15 protein-coding genes and 3 riboswitches are annotated in these 18302 nt (G+C 35.1%); of the genes, 13 read left to right on the top strand and 2 right to left on the bottom strand.

The annotated features are described in order from the left end of the window. Positions 1–75: 75 nt before the first annotated feature. Complete coding sequence (gene helD, locus Bccel_RS06280; RefSeq protein WP_036944310.1) at positions 76–2355, top strand: RNA polymerase recycling motor HelD; 2280 nt, start codon at positions 76–78, stop codon at positions 2353–2355. 187 nt (positions 2356–2542) lie between these two features. Further along, a riboswitch (cyclic di-GMP riboswitch) is annotated at positions 2543–2626 on the bottom strand. Between the two features lie 135 nt (positions 2627–2761). On the opposite strand, the gene Bccel_RS06275 is transcribed toward helD, so the two are convergent. Beyond that, entirely contained in the window at positions 2762–4573 is a 1812-nt protein-coding gene (locus Bccel_RS06275) for a MutS-related protein (RefSeq protein WP_050753191.1), read from the bottom strand. A 582-nt stretch (positions 4574–5155) separates the two neighbouring features. Here Bccel_RS06275 and Bccel_RS06270 point away from each other — a divergent pair. The 8 genes from Bccel_RS06270 (at position 5156) to pflA (ending at position 15016) form a co-directional block, all read left to right on the top strand. Then, positions 5156–6331 carry a homocysteine biosynthesis protein gene (locus Bccel_RS06270; protein WP_036944311.1) on the top strand — a complete coding sequence of 392 codons (1176 nt, stop codon included), beginning with the start codon at positions 5156–5158 and terminating at the stop codon, positions 6329–6331. Further along, complete coding sequence (locus Bccel_RS06265) at positions 6318–6725, top strand: NIL domain-containing protein (protein WP_036944313.1); 408 nt, start codon at positions 6318–6320, stop codon at positions 6723–6725. Before Bccel_RS06270 ends, Bccel_RS06265 begins: the two co-directional genes overlap by 14 nt. A gap of 128 nt (positions 6726–6853) precedes the next feature. Further along, complete coding sequence (locus Bccel_RS06260; protein WP_036944314.1) at positions 6854–7576, top strand: UPF0280 family protein; 723 nt, start codon at positions 6854–6856, stop codon at positions 7574–7576. Positions 7577–7693: 117 nt separating this feature from the next. Next, complete coding sequence (locus tag Bccel_RS06255) at positions 7694–8500, top strand: YesL family protein (RefSeq protein WP_036944315.1); 807 nt, start codon at positions 7694–7696, stop codon at positions 8498–8500. Between the two features lie 171 nt (positions 8501–8671). Further along, entirely contained in the window at positions 8672–9859 is a 1188-nt protein-coding gene (locus tag Bccel_RS06250; RefSeq protein ID WP_036944317.1) for a pyridoxal phosphate-dependent aminotransferase, read from the top strand. 300 nt (positions 9860–10159) lie between these two features. Further along, entirely contained in the window at positions 10160–11587 is a 1428-nt protein-coding gene (gene purB / locus Bccel_RS06245; RefSeq protein ID WP_036944318.1) for an adenylosuccinate lyase, read from the top strand. A gap of 83 nt (positions 11588–11670) precedes the next feature. Then, positions 11671–11750: riboswitch (ZMP/ZTP riboswitch) on the top strand. A 110-nt stretch (positions 11751–11860) separates the two neighbouring features. Continuing rightward, a riboswitch (ZMP/ZTP riboswitch) is annotated at positions 11861–11941 on the top strand. 86 nt (positions 11942–12027) lie between these two features. Further along, positions 12028–14262 (top strand): formate C-acetyltransferase, encoded by a 2235-nt coding sequence (pflB, locus tag Bccel_RS06240; protein WP_036944320.1) that lies wholly within the window; start codon positions 12028–12030, stop codon positions 14260–14262. Positions 14263–14278: 16 nt separating this feature from the next. Beyond that, positions 14279–15016 carry a pyruvate formate-lyase-activating protein gene (gene pflA, locus Bccel_RS06235; protein WP_036944361.1) on the top strand — a complete coding sequence of 246 codons (738 nt, stop codon included), beginning with the start codon at positions 14279–14281 and terminating at the stop codon, positions 15014–15016. Between the two features lie 10 nt (positions 15017–15026). Here the strand turns inward: pflA and Bccel_RS06230 are convergent, their stop codons facing one another. Continuing rightward, positions 15027–15371, bottom strand: coding sequence for a PilZ domain-containing protein (locus tag Bccel_RS06230; protein WP_036944321.1), 345 nt, complete (start codon positions 15369–15371; stop codon positions 15027–15029). Positions 15372–15813: 442 nt separating this feature from the next. On the opposite strand from Bccel_RS06230, the gene Bccel_RS30130 reads away from it, so the two are divergent. The 4 genes from Bccel_RS30130 to Bccel_RS06215 all read left to right on the top strand — a co-directional run bounded on the left by Bccel_RS30130 (position 15814) and on the right by Bccel_RS06215 (position 18301). After that, positions 15814–15951, top strand: coding sequence for a dockerin type I domain-containing protein (locus tag Bccel_RS30130; RefSeq protein ID WP_154673489.1), 138 nt, complete (start codon positions 15814–15816; stop codon positions 15949–15951). Between the two features lie 203 nt (positions 15952–16154). Continuing rightward, positions 16155–16652, top strand: a complete 498-nt coding sequence (locus tag Bccel_RS06225) for a YceD family protein (protein ID WP_036944322.1) — start codon at positions 16155–16157, stop codon at positions 16650–16652. A 34-nt stretch (positions 16653–16686) separates the two neighbouring features. Further along, positions 16687–16890, top strand: coding sequence for a 50S ribosomal protein L32 (rpmF, locus tag Bccel_RS06220; protein WP_036944324.1), 204 nt, complete (start codon positions 16687–16689; stop codon positions 16888–16890). A gap of 76 nt (positions 16891–16966) precedes the next feature. Continuing rightward, on the top strand, positions 16967–18301 hold the full coding sequence (locus Bccel_RS06215) for a DUF512 domain-containing protein (RefSeq protein WP_276326162.1): 1335 nt from the start codon (positions 16967–16969) through the stop codon (positions 18299–18301). The last annotated feature ends 1 nt before the right edge of the window (position 18302 follow it).

Genomic DNA, 18302 nt, shown 5'->3' with positions numbered 1-18302 from the left:
AAATTTAAATAACAGACTTATATTAAGAAGCGATTGTGTATATCATAGAAGTATCATAGAAACAGGAGGAATACGATGATAACCGATAAAAACACATGGGAATTAGAAAAGGACTACCTTAGGAGAGTTATCAACGAAATAAGTATTCAGCTTAATAATGGGGTTAATGCTGCAAGTAATTACAAAAAAGAAGCTATAGAAATGCAGAAGAATATGTGGGAGGATGTAAGATGTGCACCCACTAATTCCTTTGACCTCGAAGCACCTGCTCAGATGTGGCAATATCAAATGGATCTAAATAATCAAGCCCGGAAGTACAAATTATCAACGGATAAGGTAAGCCGGCTTGAAAAGATGTATGAAAGTCCGTATTTTGGAAGAGTAGACTTCATTGAAAATGGGGAGGAAGAGGCAGAAAAAATTTACATTGGAATATATACATTAAGCACAAACAATAATATGGACATTCTCGTTTATGACTGGAGGGCACCAATATCCAGCATGTTTTATGACTATGAAATCGGTGAATGCAGCTATGATTGTCCTGCAGGCTCAATTGGTGGGAAATTGCTGCTTAAAAGGCAATACAAAATTGAAAATATGAACATTGTCTACATGTTTGACAGCAGTTTAAGTATAAATGATGAAATGCTCAAAGACATTTTGGGGAAAAGCACGGATAATAGGATGAAGACTATTGTGACCAGTATTCAAAGGGAGCAAAATGCTGTAATAAGGAATAGTCAAAACAAGATTCTTATTGTAGAGGGCCCCGCCGGCAGCGGAAAGACTTCCATTGCACTTCATAGAGCAGCATATCTGTTATATAAATACAGGGAAAATATGAAATCGGATAATATTCTTGTTTTTTCGCCAAACCATGTGTTTGAGGATTATATTTCCAATGTTCTACCTGAATTAGGAGAAGAAAACATAAGAAGGAGCACTTTTATTGATTTTTTTGAGAACATGTTTGACTCCAGATATAGGATAGAAACCATGAATCAGCAAATGGAATATATATTGGCACGTAATCTTGATAAAAGAAGGCTACGCTCTATTAAATTCAAAGCATCATCGCAGTTTCTCAATATCTTAAAAAGATATATGCAACATATTGAAGATGGTATGAGCACAAAATTTAAAAACTTGATTTGCAAAGGTACTCTTATTATATCCGCCGACGAGATTTTAAGAACATTTAAGGAAGATTATTTTCATTTTTCCTTTGCAAAAAGGCTGGAAAAACTGCGTCAAAGGCTGTTTTATCTATTAGAACAGCATGAAGAAAAACGAATTAAGGAACTATTGGATAATTATATTAAGGAAAATAATTTGCAGGAAGAGGCACTCCCAGAAGAAGAGAAAAAATTGGCAGAGCGTAAAGCTAGGGAAGAAATTGAGCCTCTAAAAGTGGATATAATGCAAATGACATATTTTGATATTTATTTGTTATACATTGATTTATTCAGGAATATCGAGAACTTTGCAAAGCCTGTTGATGAAAAGGAAAGTGATGGCTTCATAAGTATTGCCAATTATACAATTCGACAATTGCAAAGGAATATAATCAATTATGAGGATGTGGCACCGATTATATTGCTAAAAACCGTACTTGATACGGTAAGTGATACAAAATCAGTAAAACATGTGATTATTGATGAGGCTCAGGACTATACAGTCATACATTATGAAATTATCAAAAAGGCCTTTGAACATTCCAATATGACTATACTGGGTGATCTGAATCAATCAGTTAACGGATACATGAACATAGGAAGTTTTGGTGCCATCTCTGAAACGTTCAATGCACAAGATGCTAATAGCATATCATTAACAAAAAGTTACCGATCAAGCAAAGAGATTGCGGATTTTTGCAGGGAAATTCTTAATACCCAAAATAATTTGGAACAGTTAAACCGACATGGCGATAAACCCAGGATTATAAAGGTTGATAAAAGTAATTCATCTAGAAGGATTGCTGAGGATATCATCAATCTAAAAGAAAAGGGTTTTAAGCTGATAGCAGTTATCTGTAAAACTGCCGGCCAATGCGAAGAATTGTATAAATCTGTAAATTCATATGTGGACATAACCCTCATTTCCAATCAAAATGAGATATACCGCGGAGGTGTTGTGGTAATACCATCATATCTAGCCAAAGGGCTTGAATTTGATGCTGTTTTAGTAAATTCTATTGAGGATAGTGATTATTCCAAAGAGGAGGATAGAAGGCTTCTTTACACAGTATGTACTAGGGCACTGCATGAACTTTATTTATATTACATTGAAAACATATCTGACTTAATAAAAAATGTGAATGAGAGATATTATACTCATGATATACTGATATGATATAAATATATTATGAATTGTGGTGTAGTATAGTATACACCATAATTTCCTAAACATCAAAAAAAGCACATCTAAATGTGCTTTAAATACAATTTAAACTTTCTCTACTAAAAAAAAGTGGTATAAGGAAATATCATATTACCTAATTTCCTTTAATTTATTTTAAAGAGTATAAACAGAAGCTTTTAATGGCGACCTGGCAATCATAGCTTTTAGCTTTAGACCCACGGCTTTGCGTCATCTTCTTTCAAAGACTTTGCCCTGTTTCATAAGGTTCTACTTATATCTCCTTATACCCGTTAGTAGGGGAATTATTTAACCTCAATATTATTATAGCATATCCAAATATAAAAAGTAAGTACTTTTGGTAAAATATTTTCTAGTTTTTATGTTAATTATGATTGCCTTACTTTTTTTTATTAAAGTCTTTTATATCAACATTTTTATCAATAACATCTCTTTCCTTCAAAGTTTTTACAAGATTATCAAGGCTAATTCCAAACCGGGAGGCAATATCCCTGGCGTAGCTGTTTCCAAGAGGAGGACCAGGAATTATTTTGTATGTCCTTATGGCGATTTCATTGATGTTCTTTATTGTGTCATCAACATTGTATACACCTGATACAAGGCTGATAACTCTGCTGTCGCCAAGCTTGTTTTTATTAAAAAAGTCCAGATCGAGGGCAAGGTCATGTAAGTGAGTTGCAAACACTGCTCTTACGCCTAATAGCTTTAGTGCACAAACTATATCTTTTGCTATATACAAGCTTTCACCTGCACTAGTGCTGGACAAGGATTCATTTAATAAAACAAGACTATAACGTGTAGCCTTTTTAAATATTTCCTCCAATCGTCTGGACTCTTCACCAAGCCTTCCTAAGTTTGAATCTGGTTTTTCTTCTGTAGGAAAATGGGTATATATCATATCGACAGGGCTTATCTTAGCCTTGGAAGCAGGAATATAGAGACCAATTTGAGCCATAATCTGAGTAAGCCCGATTGCCTGGGTGTAGGTGGTTTTTCCACCTCTGTTAGGACCAGTGAGTATAAATATTCGGCCAGTATTATCAAAATTTACTTCATTGGTGACAATCATGCTGGTCAAAAATACTGAGGGCTGTTTATAATGCATACTTAATGCCAGATTTATATTATATATTCCTTCAACATTAAATATCCGCTGTTCCTTTGAAACAATTTCCGGTCTGCACATATGAAGCCCTAAAGCCTGGATTCTTGCGATAAACTTGGCAGAACCTATAAAGAATCTTAATTCAGGTTCCAATTTGGCTAAAAAGCCTGAATTTATTTTTGTAAAATAAGCTATTTCCGAGGAAATAGGCTTTATTGTGTTCTCAAGTATAGGTTTAAGATCATTGAAAAGAGTCTGGGTAAGTGCTATGCTGCTTATGGGATCCTTGCCCTTTAAATAGGAATTTTTATGGGAAAATAATTTTAAGGCAGAGCCACTGGCATTATTCACACCCCAGTTGATATTAGTGTCTTCAAGGCTATGAAGTTCTGCAATACCTGTAAAATCCTGAGTATTCTTTTTTTTGTTAAATATTTTTTCTAAGAAAGGCTCACCTTTAAATTTTTGCTTGTTAATTGAAAGCAGGGTAGCCTCAACAGGTCTTAACTGTGCATCCAAGTTGATACCGACAGTTACGCTGGAAAGCCCTTCAAAGTTTGCACGCAGCTTTGGAAGACGTTCAGCAAGTGATCTGAATATAGTCGCATCTATGATATCTTTAAGCATTTCCTGAAGTTTAATAAGACCTTTTGATTTAATCTTCTTTTTGGTGCTTGATAAAACTGAATGAAGCTGTTGTATGCATTTAACATATAGGTCAAGCTCTCCTAACCGTTTGACAGCTCTTAAAAGCTGTGAATCATCGATTCCCTTGCTTGGTGATATGTCGGAAAGCTCTGTTAGCATAGGTAGAAGGTTTTCAAGCTCGCTAGCAAGCTCGGGATTATTGATAAAATCTTCTATTATTTCAAGACGATAGTTGATTATTTCAGCATCATCAGTGAACATGGACATCAGGACCGGAGCATTGAATTTAGATCTGTTGTTAAAGTTAATGGCTTTTGCCAGCTCTTCTAAAGCCATGTCTTCAACCATAACGTGGCTATAAGTCATGTGATGGTTTTGTGTCTTGCCTTCGTTTGGCCAAATAAGACTTATTTGTTCCTGTGTAGATTGCATATCCATTCAAATAACTCCCTTATTGTAAAAATAAAGCTATAAATAGAATAATAATATTTTATAGCACATTTTATTTTAAAATCTATTTGTTCCAAACATTATTATATTTATTTGTACGAATCATCTGTATATAAATTGAATTTACTGAAGCGATTGTTAGTGAAAAAATACCCTTAACATACCAATTTTACTCCAAAAAGTGCGTTGAGTCAATATTGTACATCAACATCCATCAATAATTAAATATACATCTATAAAGATGGAATTAACAAAACCTGGTGTATATATTCTGCGTTTGTATTGGATTGTGAAATATAGAAACTTATTAGCGTAAAGCTTTTGTATATAATAAGTATGACTAAAAAATTACTTTCGATTTCTACGCGAGTGTTGATGAGTTAAGTCAACACATGAGCAAATTGATAGCAGAAGTTATTTTTTGATCTTGACTAAAAAAAAATTTGAAATATTAATATAAGATGCCTATAATATATATAAAGATATTGAACCGATATCGTTATATCAGTTGATAGAGGGTATTTTCAAGCATGACTTATTATAATTATATTAAAAAAGAGGAATGTAATAATGGGGTATAAAAGTTTTGATGAGATTAATGAAAAGATTAAATCAGGAAAAGCAGTAGTAGTGACAGCAGATGAAATTATTGGCATTGTAGAGGAAAAGGGACTTCAAAAAGCAGCAAAGGAAATTGATGTTGTTACAACAGCTACTTTCGGACCTATGTGCTCAAGCGGCATGTTTATAAATTTCGGTCACTCAGATCCACCAATAAGAATGGGAAAGGTATGGTTAAACGATGTTCCGGCTTATGCAGGAATAGCAGCAGTAGATGCTTACATAGGAGCAACGGAACTATCAGAAACAAAAGGAATGGATTACGGCGGAGCACATGTTATAGAGGATTTGATATCCGGAAAGGATATTAAGCTCTATGCTGAAAGCTATGGTACTGACTGTTATCCGTTAAAGGAAATTACAACTTATATAAATAAAGACAACATTAATCAGGCATTTATGTTTAATCCGAGAAATGCTTATCAAAACTATAATGCAGCAACAAATACTTCGGAAAAAATACTATACACGTATATGGGGACTCTCCTTCCGCAGATGGGAAATGTTACTTATAGTACTGCAGGACAGTTAAGTCCGCTCTTAAATGACCCATACTATAGGACTATAGGAATAGGAACTCGGGTTTTCATAGGAGGAGCACAAGGGTATGTAGCATGGGAAGGTACTCAGCACAACCCTGAGCAAAGCAGAGGGGAAAATGGTGTGCCTTTGGCATCTTCAGGAACATTGACATTAATTGGTGATATCAAAAAAATGGACAGGAGATTTATAAGGGCTGCGGTTTTTGAAAAGTATGGTATAAGTATGTTTGTAGGAATAGGTATTCCAATTCCGATACTGGATGAAGAAATTCTTAAGTATACTACGATAAGGGATAGTGAAATATTTACAAATATATATGATTACAGTGTTCAAAAAAGATCAAGACCTGTAATAAAAAGTGTTAGTTATGCTGAGCTTAGGAGCGGCAGCGTAGAGATTAACGGCAGGATTATTCCAACAGCACCAATGTCCAGCCTTAAAAAGGCACGGGAAATTGCCGAGCTTCTGAAGCAGCAAATAAAAACCGGTGAGTTTTTACTAACCCAGCCTGTTTCAAATATCCCAAGAGAAAACAGGATGAACACATTGGACATTAGGGGGGAATCAAATGAAAAAGATTAAGGTATCTCTGATTTATCCTGCAGGGGATGTAGGTAAACCAATAACATATCACCTCGTTAAGGATTTCAATCTGGTTATAAATATACTTCACGCAGATATAAACTTGAATAAAATGGGAAAGCTCGTACTTGATATTGAAGGTGAAGAGGAAGATATAGAAAACGGGCTGAAGTTTGTAGAGGAACAGGGTATTAAATATAAATTGTTCACAAAGACTATAATATGGCAGGAAGATGATTGTATACATTGCGGTGCTTGTACTGCGGTATGTCCATCAAATGCACTTTCAATGGACAAGGCTGACTGGAGCCTGACCTTTGATAAGGAAAAGTGCCTGGTGTGCGAGCTTTGCGTAAAATCATGTCCTTTAAATGTTATGTGTGTTTCAATTTAAACTCAGGCATGATTGAAATATTACTTACCGTTTTGAGCGTGTGTTCACGAGTTAAGTTAACACGAAAGCGAAATTATACGGGAAGTTATATTTGGGGCATGCCTCACTATAAATATAGGTGCTTAATTATGTATGAAAAGCGGATTTACAGGGATAGTTTTTCCGGGAGCAACTTGGTATTTTTTGATACAGCAGTGATGGAAACCGACCTTAAGATTGGAGCAGACAAGGATCTTGGCGACTTGGCATATAAATGGATCAAAGAGTATAGAAGACAGCTTGAAGAATATATTAAAAGGGATCCCGTGTTTTTAAAGAGCTTGGAGCCAATAAACCCTATTGGGTCTCATCCATATATTGTTGATAGGATGTGTGATGCTGCCCGTAAGGCAGGCGTAGGGCCTATGGCAGCTGTAGCAGGTGCTTTTAGTGAGTTGGTGGGTCTAAAGCTCCTTGATGAATCAAAAGAGGTTATTGTTGAAAATGGAGGGGATTTGTTTATCAAGTCCAATTCAACAAGAAAAATAGGCATATATGCCGGCAGCTCGCCATTAAGCGGAAAAATTGCACTTGAGATAAAATCTGAAAATACCCCGATAGGGGTGTGCACTTCATCAGGAACTGTAGGTCATTCATTAAGTTTTGGACGAGCTGATGCTGCAGTGATTGTGTCAAAAGATACATTTCTTGCTGATGCAGCAGCGACTGCTACAGGCAATCTGGTAAAGGATGCGGGAGATATTGAAAAGGGTATTTCTTTTGCAGCTTCCATTAAAGGTATAGAAGGCGTTATAATTATTGTTGGCGAGAAGATGGGAGTATGGGGAGATGTAAAGCTTTCAAAATGGTAAAATAAACTTTATTAAAGTTATATAAGTTCAATGTCAATTGGAATAAATGATTTTACTGTAAATTTATTATTAAGTAAAATCAATTTTTAATCAAATAAAAATAAAAAGGAGTTAAGTATGGGTTTTTTTGACAGATTTAGTCCGGACAGGGTAGGACCTGGAGTAGAGAAGGATGCACCACCAAAGAATGTTTTATTGGTCTTTTTCGGGGTATATACAAGAAAGTTTTATAAATTGCTGCAGTTGAACTTGGTTCATTTTCTTTGCAGCTTTCCTGCTATACTAATAGCACTTTTGATATCCGCCAATTTTCTTAGTTCATTATTTGAATCTAAGAATTATCCGGTTCATATTTGGCTTTCATTTGCAGCCTTTATGATTTCTTTTAATCTTGTAGCTGCAGGACCTTTCCAAAGCGGATTTACATATGTTTTAAGAAACTTTTCCAGGGAAGAGCATGCATTCGTATGGCATGACTACCTGCAAATAGCAAAGAAGAACCTCAAACAATCACTTATAATAACAGTTATAAATCTTGCGGTATTTAGTGCAATTTCCGGGAGCTTCGCCTGGTATTTAGGACAGAGTGAAAAGTCTTTATTGATGAACATAGCAGTTGCTATTCAGGGAGTATTTCTTATCATTTTCACAATGATGCAAATTTATACTTATCAGATAATGATTACTTTTGAACTTAGAATAAGGGATATTTACAGAAACGCTTTTCTATTTGCAATAGCAATGTTTCTTCCAAACCTTCTTATAATATTGTTATGTGCCGTATTCTCGGTGTTTATTATGATGCAAATGATTGTGGCTCTTATTTTGCTTCCGACATTCACATTAAGTGTTATGGGGCTTATTGTTAATTTTTACGCTAACAGGGTCATAAAAAAACATATGATAGATAGCCAAAATAAATAATGATAAATTGAAAATTGCAAAATTTTTATAATGAATATTGGGAAATATCCTAAAATGATAAATATGGGATTACTCAATATTTATTTTTTGAATAATTAATAACATAAACTTGCAAAAAAGAATATAATATATTAAAATAGTTTTAATATAAATTATTTTGGAGGGAAGTCTATGAAATTATCAACAAAGGCGTTGTCAATTAGTCCATCATCAACTTTAGCCATAGATGCAAAAGCGAAAAAAATGAAAGCGGACGGTATAGATGTTATCGGATTTGGGGCAGGGGAACCTGATTTCGATACTCCAAACCATATAAAGGAAGCTGCAATTAAAGCTATAAATGATGGTTTTACAAAATATACTCCTGCATCAGGTACTTTGGAGTTAAAACAGGCTGTTTGCAAAAAATTCGAAAAAGACAACGGTCTTATTTACACTCCTTCCAATATTGTAATAAGCAATGGTGCTAAGCACTCATTGGTTAATGCTTTTCAGGCGATTTGCAATGTTGGGGATGAGGTTATTATTCCGGCACCTTACTGGGTTAGTTATCCTGAAATGGTAAAGCTGGCTGACGGTGTACCTGTAGTACTTAATACAACTGAAGAAAGTGGATTTAAGTTCACAATAGAACAGTTGGAAGCAGCTATTACACCAAAAACAAGAGCAATTGTTATTAACAGCCCAAGCAATCCTACAGGGATGGTGTATTCAAAGGAAGAGCTTCAAGCTATTGCAGATTTGGCTGTTAAAAAAGAAATTTACGTAATTTCCGACGAGATTTATGAAAAGCTTATATATGACGGTTATGAGCATGTAAGCATAGCTTCATTTAACGATAAAATAAAGGATCTTACAATAGTTGTAAACGGTATGGCTAAATCATATTCAATGACTGGCTGGAGAATAGGATATACAGCATCAAATGCTAAAATCGCTGAGATAATGGGTAATGTTCAGAGCCATGCAACTTCAAATCCCAATTCAATAGCACAGAAGGCTGCTGAAGCAGCTCTTAACGGCCCGCAGGATGAAGTTACCATGATGGTTGGTGAATTTATTAAAAGAAGAGACTATATGGTCGAAAGAATTAACTCAATACCAGGTTTGTCATGCATAAAGCCAAATGGTGCATTTTATGTTATGATGAACATTTCAAAGATTATAGGTAAAGAATTATACGGCAAAAAAATTAACGGATCAGATGATTTTGCAAATATTCTTTTAGAAAAAGCAAATGTTGCATTAGTTCCCGGATCAGGCTTCGGAACTGACATTCATGTAAGATTATCCTATGCAACATCAATAAAAAATATTACAGAAGGATTAAATAGAATTGAAAAATTCTTAAACACATAATATAATGGAACTTGTGCATTGTTAAGCATCAATTAATCTTACATTAATTGCTAGTTTTAATATATGTACATAATCAATCTCATATTCATAAATATCTGGGCGGGATAATAATCCCGCAATTTTTTTGTGTTTTTCGAAGTTGACAAAATCATTTCATGATTTTGTTTAATAAAAGCATTGAATTTTATATAGTAATAATTATATAATGTTTTATGTGTGTTAAAATATTGTCAAATAATTAGATTAAAAGTGAGAAATCATTTTAAACTAGTTTTTAATTAACAGTAGGAGGAAAATAAATTGAATAATGTATATGAAAGCCCTTTTAATTCAAGGTATGCCAGCAGTGAAATGCAGGAGCTTTTTTCGAATGATACCAAGTTCAAAACATGGAGAAGGCTTTGGATTGCATTGGCTGAAGCAGAAAAAGAGCTTGGACTTAATATAACAGACGAACAGATCCAGGAGCTTATAAAATTTAAGGATTCCATAAATTATGAAGTAGCACAGCAGAAGGAAAAGGAATTCAGGCATGATGTTATGGCACATATTCATGCATATGGTGAGCAGTGCCAGAAAGCCAAGGGTATAATCCATTTAGGTGCAACTTCGTGCTATGTTGGTGACAACACAGATGTAATTGTAATGAGGGATGCATTGAAGCTTGTAAAAAGTAAACTTATTGTTCTTATCAAAAAGCTTTCCGGTTTTGCCATGGAAAATAAAGACTTACCAACCTTGGGCTTTACACATTATCAGCCTGCACAGCTTGTTACAGTGGGTAAAAGAGCATGCTTATGGCTCCAGGATATTTTAATGGATTTGGAAGATCTTGATTATGTACTGTCAAACATGAGAATGCTTGGTTCAAAGGGAACAACCGGAACCCAGGCAAGCTTTTTAAACCTCTTTGACAATGATCATGAAAAGGTTAAGGAACTTGAAAAGCGTATTGCAAATAAGTTGGGATTTGACAGCGTATTTCCTGTATCGGGACAAACCTATTCAAGAAAGCTTGACTCTAAGGTGCTCAACGTACTTAGCGGTATAGCACAAAGTGCATACAAATTCAGTAACGATATGAGGCTTTTACAAAGCATGAAGGAAATGGAAGAGCCATTTGAAAAAAGCCAGATAGGTTCTTCAGCCATGGCATATAAAAGAAATCCAATGAGATCCGAAAGGATTTCATCAATTGCAAGATATGTGATAATAAATGCACTAAATCCTGCAATAACGGCATCAACCCAGTGGTTTGAGAGAACATTGGATGACTCTGCAAATAGGAGAATCAGTATTCCAGAGGCATTCCTTGCGGTAGATTCAATTCTTAATATTTATATAAATGTTACAGATGGAATGGTAGTTTATCCGAAGGTAATAGAAAAGCACATAATGGAAGAACTTCCTTTCATGGCTACAGAAAACATCATGATGGAGGCTGTTAAACGCGGCGGAGACAGGCAGGAGCTTCACGAGAAGATTCGTGTCTACTCTATGGAAGCAGGAAAGCAGGTTAAGGTTCATGGAAATAAAAACGATTTGGTAGAGAGAATTGCTGCTGATCCTATTTTTGGTATGACCCTTGATGAAATTAATTCAGTATTGGAGCCTAAAAACTACATTGGAAGAGCTCCTCAGCAGGTGGTTGATTTTATAAATGAACATGTTAATCCTGTTCTGGAAAGAAATAAAGTAGACGATATCAATGTAGATCTTAAGGTGTAATAAAGAAGTAATGAAGTAATAAAATTTATTTGACAGAATTGGTTTAAAAAAGTATAATTATTATATAAATTAGTTTTTTAATCAGGAGATCATATGACTGGCGGAAATGGAGTTTACCATAGGGAGTATGATTGATAAAGAGCCGACCGCCTGGGTAACAGTTTAGTTATTCAGGCGTTTTTTGTTTGTTTTTTTGTACTGCTTTTCTGGTTTTGATTAAAGAGTTGTTTTTATGGGTAAATCTAATTGTAAACTTAATATATTTTGAGTTATTACATATCGTATGACTGGCGGAAGTGGAGTTTACCACATGGAAGTACGATTATTAAAAAGCCGACCGCCTGGGTGACTGATATTAAAAGTTATTCAGGCGGTTTTCTGTTTTTTAATATTTATAAAATTAAGGCCTGGGAGATTTTGCAGTAAGGAGGATGTTCGCTATGACTTGGAATTATTGGAATGGATTTATGGGGTTGGATTGGAAGCAAAGAATAGATTTAAGAGGGTTTATTGTAGAAAACTATAAGCCCTATGATGGTGATGATTCATTTTTGGCAAAAGCCACTTTTAAGACAAGGCGTTTATGGGACAGATGCAAGGAATTAATCGGCGAAGAGTCAAAAAAGGGCGGAGTGCTTGACATTGAAACTGATATTATATCAGGCATAAACAGCTTTGCACCAGGCTATATTGATCAAGGACTTGAAGTTATCAAGGGAATTCAGACCGATAAACCATTAAAGCGTGCTGTTGTTCCTTACGGCGGCATTAGAATGGCAAAACAGGCATGTGAAAAATACGGATATAAACTGTCAGATAAAATTGAAGAGGTATTTACAAATTATAGCAAAACCCATAATGATGGAGTTTTTGATGTATATACACCTGAAATGAAAAAAGCCAGAAAGTCCGGAGTTATAACAGGACTGCCAGACGCATACGGAAGAGGGCGTTTGATTGGCGATTACAGAAGGGTGGCACTTTATGGCGTTGATAAGCTTATTGAAGAAAAGTCAAAAGAGCTTAGTGAACTTGTACCATCGGTATTTGACGAAAGTATATTACGCTCAAGGGAAGAACTTCAAGAGCAGATTAAATCTTTAAATGAGTTAAAGCTCATGGCAAATTCATATGGGTTTGACATATCGAAGCCTGCCCAAAATGCATATGAAGCGTTTCAGTGGACTTATCTGGCATTTTTGGGTGCAATGAAGGAAACAAACGGTGCTGCAAACTCATTAGGAAGAATGAGCACATTTTTTGATATATACATTGAGAGGGATATAAAGGAAGGAAAGCTGACGGAAGATGAGGCACAGGAGCTTGTTGATCAGTTTATAATCAAGCTCAGGATGATAAGACATCTTAGGACTCCTGAATACAACGAACTCTTTGCAGGAGATCCTGTTTGGATAACCGAGTCAATCGGCGGAATGTGTGAAGATGGGAGGCATATGGTCACAAAGACCTCATACAGGTTTTTGCAATCACTTTACAATATTGGATCTTCCCCGGAGCCAAATCTTACTATATTGTGGTCAAATGGTCTTCCTACAAACTTTAAAAATTTCTGTGCAAAGGTATCAATAGATACTTGTACTTTGCAGTATGAAAATGATGACATAATGAGGCCTGCTTTTGGTGATGATTATGGTATCTCATGCTGTGTATCAGCTATGAGAATCGGGCGTGACATGCAGTACTTCGGTGCAAGATGCAATCTTCCAAAGCTTCTTCTCATGGCTTTAAACGGTGGAAGGGATGAAGTCACAGGGGATCAGGTGGCACCATTGTCGGCTCCTTATGAAGGAGAATATTTGGACTATAAAACTGTTTTAAATAAATATGAAGAACTGCAGGAATGGCTTGCAGGGCTTTATGTAAATACAATGAATGCCATCCATTACATGCACGACAAATATGCATATGAAAGGCTCATGATGGCACTTCATGATACAGATGTGAGAAGGTTTATGGCCTTCGGTATAGCCGGTCTTTCTGTAATAGCAGATTCATTGAGTGCTATTAAGTACGGCAAGGTCAAGGCTATAAGGGATGAAAGAGGTATTATAACTGATTTCGAGATTGAGGGAGATTTTCCTAAATACGGAAATGATGATGACAGGGTTGATAAGATAGCAGTAAGCATTGTTAAGAATTTCTACAAAAGCCTTGAAAAGCATAAAACATTAAGGGGGGCAAAGCATACCCTTTCAGTGCTTACAATAACATCAAATGTTGTTTATGGAAGCAAAACAGGCTCTACCCCTGATGGAAGAATAAAAGGGGAGGCTTTTGCTCCAGGTGCCAATCCAATGCATGGCAGGGATACAAACGGCATATTGGCATCTTTAAATACACTTGCAAAAATTCCGTATGAATACTGCCTTGACGGTATATCCTACACCCTTTCAATAATACCTCATGCACTTGGAAAGTCAGCAAACTCCAGGGTAACCAATCTGGCAGGAATACTTGCCGGTTATTTTGCATTAGGCGGACATCATGTGAATATAAACATAATGGAGAGAAGTATATTGGAAGAAGCTATGAAGGATCCTGCAAAATATCCTCAAATGACTGTAAGGGTTTCCGGGTATGCAGTAAATTTCAACAGGTTATCTAAAAAGCAGCAGCTGGAGGTAGTGAACAGAACATTTCATGGTGAAATATGAGAGGCAGGTAGTTATTATGTCTTTACAGGGAAGGATTCATTCTTTTGAGAGCTGCGGTACTGTTGATGGTCCTGGCATAAGGTTTGTAATATTTATGCAAGGCTGTCCTTTTAAATGCATGTTTTGCCACAATCCGGATACATGGGATTTTAACGGCGGCACTTTATATACTGTGGATGAAGTTGTTGCAAAAGTAAAGAAATACCTTCCGTATATAAAGGCCTCAGGAGGTGGAATAACTGTAACTGGCGGAGAACCTCTTATGCAGATGGATTTTATTATTGAGCTTTTTAAAGAGCTAAAAAAACTTGATGTTCACACGGCTATCGATACTAACGGTTATGTTGGTTCAAAGGTCAAAAAACTTGAAGAGCTCATGGGACTTACCGATCTTGTTCTGATGAGCATCAAGCATATAAACCCTGATGCACACATTAAGCTTACAGGCTGCTCAAACCATAATACACTGGAATTTGCAAATTATTTGAGTGAAATTGGAAAGCCTTTATGGATAAGGTATGTTGTTATACCGGGATTTACAGACGATTTTTTGAGTTTGTTTAAATTAAGGGAATTTTTAAATAGTCTAAAAAACATTGAGAATGTGGAAATACTTCCTTTTCACAAGCATGGAGAAACAAAATGGAAAAAATTAAAGCTGCCTTATAATCTGGATAAGGCAGCTATTCCTAATAAATTTGCAGTGTCAAAAGCGAAAAATCTATTGAAGGATGAGTCGGAAGGAAAAATATAACTATTACTTTTTATACGTATGATAAATCACAGCTGCTTATCATAAGCTCGTTTATTTCATTTTGATCATCTTCGGAGAGATTTGTGAAAGCTATTTCACATTGAAACCCGCTGTCCAATTTGCTGCTTATTCCTGTTACTCCTTCAGCATTAATCCTCACATCGAAGAATCCGCTTTTTAACACTATGTGAATTAAAACCTGTAAAGATGTGTCTAAATCTTCTTCCATATGAACTAATACACCTGCAGCAGACATACTCAGCAATTTAAAAGGTATTGTTTTACCTGATGATAAAATTTCGAGCTTACCATTTCCGATAACATTGCAGCTTGGATATTTTTTGTTGTCTGTCATAACAAGACCTCCTTCCGTTAAGGTCCTTTCGGTCCTTTTACGTTATAAAATTCAGCTTGTTTATAATTTACCCCTTAAAGAGAAAAAAGAAACCTTTAAGAGGTATAAAAAAGGTTAAATTTTGGTTAAGAATTGATTAAGAATGTTACTTCAGGTTTTAAGCAGGTGATGGCAAGTCAACATATGAACCCAAATACAAAGATTTAATCAAAGAGTTTAATCAAATTTTTGCGTTACGATATATATCGGCAAAAATTAGTATTTAGTTAACACAATAATATTCGTGCCTAAACTGATAAATATCAATTAAACTGCAAGAAAATTCATTTATTGTACTTTTGAGAGATTTTCACAAAAATGCTATGATGACGAAGACTATGGTTTCAGGTATTTAACAAATAGTTTTGATATAAGCCTAAACTCATCACTAGCTTGGGTAACATTGTTTTTAGACAATACCAATTCTCATGGAGCTCCAGGCGATATAAATAATGACAAAAAGGTTAATATGCTTGATGTTGTAATATTGGCAAAATCTTTTGGCAGTATTTCGGGAGATGATCTTTTTAACGCAAGATGAGATCTAAATAATGATGGAGTTATAAATATGAAAGGTGTTATAGTTATTGCAAATAATTTTTACAAATAAAGTATTATTGAATACATTATCAATTAAATTATCATAAACCAATCAGAATATACACATAATAATATCAATATTTATCTTGACAATGGTATTATTAGTTAGTATAATATCTTTTGTCGGTTTTATGGGGTGACAATATGAAAATTGATGTATCAAGTATAGTTAAAATTAATGGTGCGAGCTTAGATGTCAAGTTCGATGAAGCGATAGCTGAGTTGAATGATCTTGAATCGGGTTTTGTCTTCACAGATGTTGTAAAATTCGAAGGTGTTCTGACAAATGCCAGCGGTGTGTTAAAATTAAATGGCAGTTTGAAGGCATCCTACAGTGTAAAATGCAGCAGATGCGTGAAAGATATTGAGGACAACCTTGAATTGAAGGTCAGGGAAGACATTATTGAAGGCAGCGAAACAGCAGATGTGGATGCTTATACATATAATGATAACTATATATTACTTGACAGTATTTTAAAGGATAATATAATTTTGAATTTACCTGTTAAAAAGGTATGTGATGATAATTGTAAAGGCCTGTGTCCAAGATGTGGTACAAACCTCAATGAGAAGACATGTGACTGCAAGGATGATTATATTAATCCACAGATGGAAGCACTTAAGAAATTTTTTGATAATTAAGATATAATGGGTTTAATAGGCGGGAGGTGTTATAATGGCAAATCCAAAGCGTAAATGGTCGAAAGCTAGAACAGGAAAAAGAAGATCACAGTGGAAACTGTCTGCACCAAATTTGGATAAGTGTCCGAAATGTCATGCATATAAGCTTAGACATAGAGTTTGTACAGAATGCGGCACTTATAGTGTTAAGACGAAATCAGGTCAGAAATCAGTTCAAGTAATAAAGGTTGAAGACTAATAAAAATGATGGAAAAGCAGCAGTTGAAACTGCTGTTTTTTGTTTATGTTTAGGAAATTATGCTATAGGATAAAGCATAGCAGGAGGAACCGTTTTGAAAAAAGACACACCTATAATAATTAATAATGTATTGCCTGGAAGTATTGCAGAAGAAGCTGGAATAGAAAAAGGCGATGTACTTTTGTCAATAAACGGAGAAAATATTGAGGATATATTTGACTATAGATTTCTAATATCTGACGAGGAGCTTACCCTTGAAATAAAGAAAGAAAACGAAGAGATATGGGAAATAGACATTGAAAAGTTTGAAGATGAGGATTTGGGAATAGAGTTTATCGATGATTTGATAGATGAGGCAAAAAGCTGCTCAAATAAATGTATATTTTGCTTTATAGATCAGATGCCTAAAGGAATGAGAGATTCACTTTACTTTAAGGATGATGACATGAGGCTGTCATTTCTGTCCGGTAATTATGTTACATTGACAAATATGGATGATAGTCATATAGATAGAATAATAAAATACAGAATGTCTCCTATAAATATTTCTGTTCATACTACAAACCCTGATCTTAGAGTTTTTATGCTCAAAAACAGGTTTGCAGCAAATGTTATGAGTAAAATAAGAAAGCTTTCAGTAAGCGGTATCACCCTTAATTGCCAGATTGTGCTCTGCAGAGGGATTAATGATAAAGAAGAGCTAAATAAATCTCTTTTGGATCTCACCAAGCTGTATCCTGCAGTTAACAGCATATCTGTTGTGCCTGTAGGCATTACAAAGCACAGGGATGGCCTTTGCAAGCTGATGCCTTATGACAAAGCTTCTTCCATGGAGGTCATAGAGCAGGTTGAAAAGCTTCAGGAAAACTTTCTTAAAAAACATGGATCAAGAGTTGTATACCTTGCTGACGAGTTCTATATGATGGCTGGAAAAGAAATTCCGCCTTACGAATATTATGAAGATTTTCCCCAGATAGAAAATGGGGTTGGACTTATATCCACTTTAATCAATGAATTCGATCAGCATATAAACCATGTTGACTTTGTTCCAGAAAAAAATAGAAAAGTAAGTATTGTAACGGGCGTTTCTGCTTATAATTATATTAGTTTGCTTTCAAAGAGATTGGAAGAAAAGTACAGTATAACTGTTAATGTATATAAAATAATTAATGAGTTTTTTGGTGAAAATGTAACTGTAACAGGACTTCTTACAGGAAGAGATATTGTAGCACAATTAAGAGGCCGGGACCTTGGAGACGAGGTTTTGATATGTAAGAGCATGTTAAAGGCTGATACAGATCTGCTTCTTGATGACTATACGTTAGGAACGCTTGAAGAAGCTCTAGGTGTAAAAGTAGCTCCTGTTGAAAACAGCGGAATTTCATTTATAAATAGTGTTTTGGGAGTATAAG

The sequence above is a fragment of the Pseudobacteroides cellulosolvens ATCC 35603 = DSM 2933 genome, assembly GCF_001262605.1.
Classification (GTDB): domain Bacteria; phylum Bacillota; class Clostridia; order Acetivibrionales; family DSM-2933; genus Pseudobacteroides; species Pseudobacteroides cellulosolvens.
Note: the sequence above shows the minus strand (reverse complement) of the source record. Positions and strands in the feature narration are given on the sequence as shown.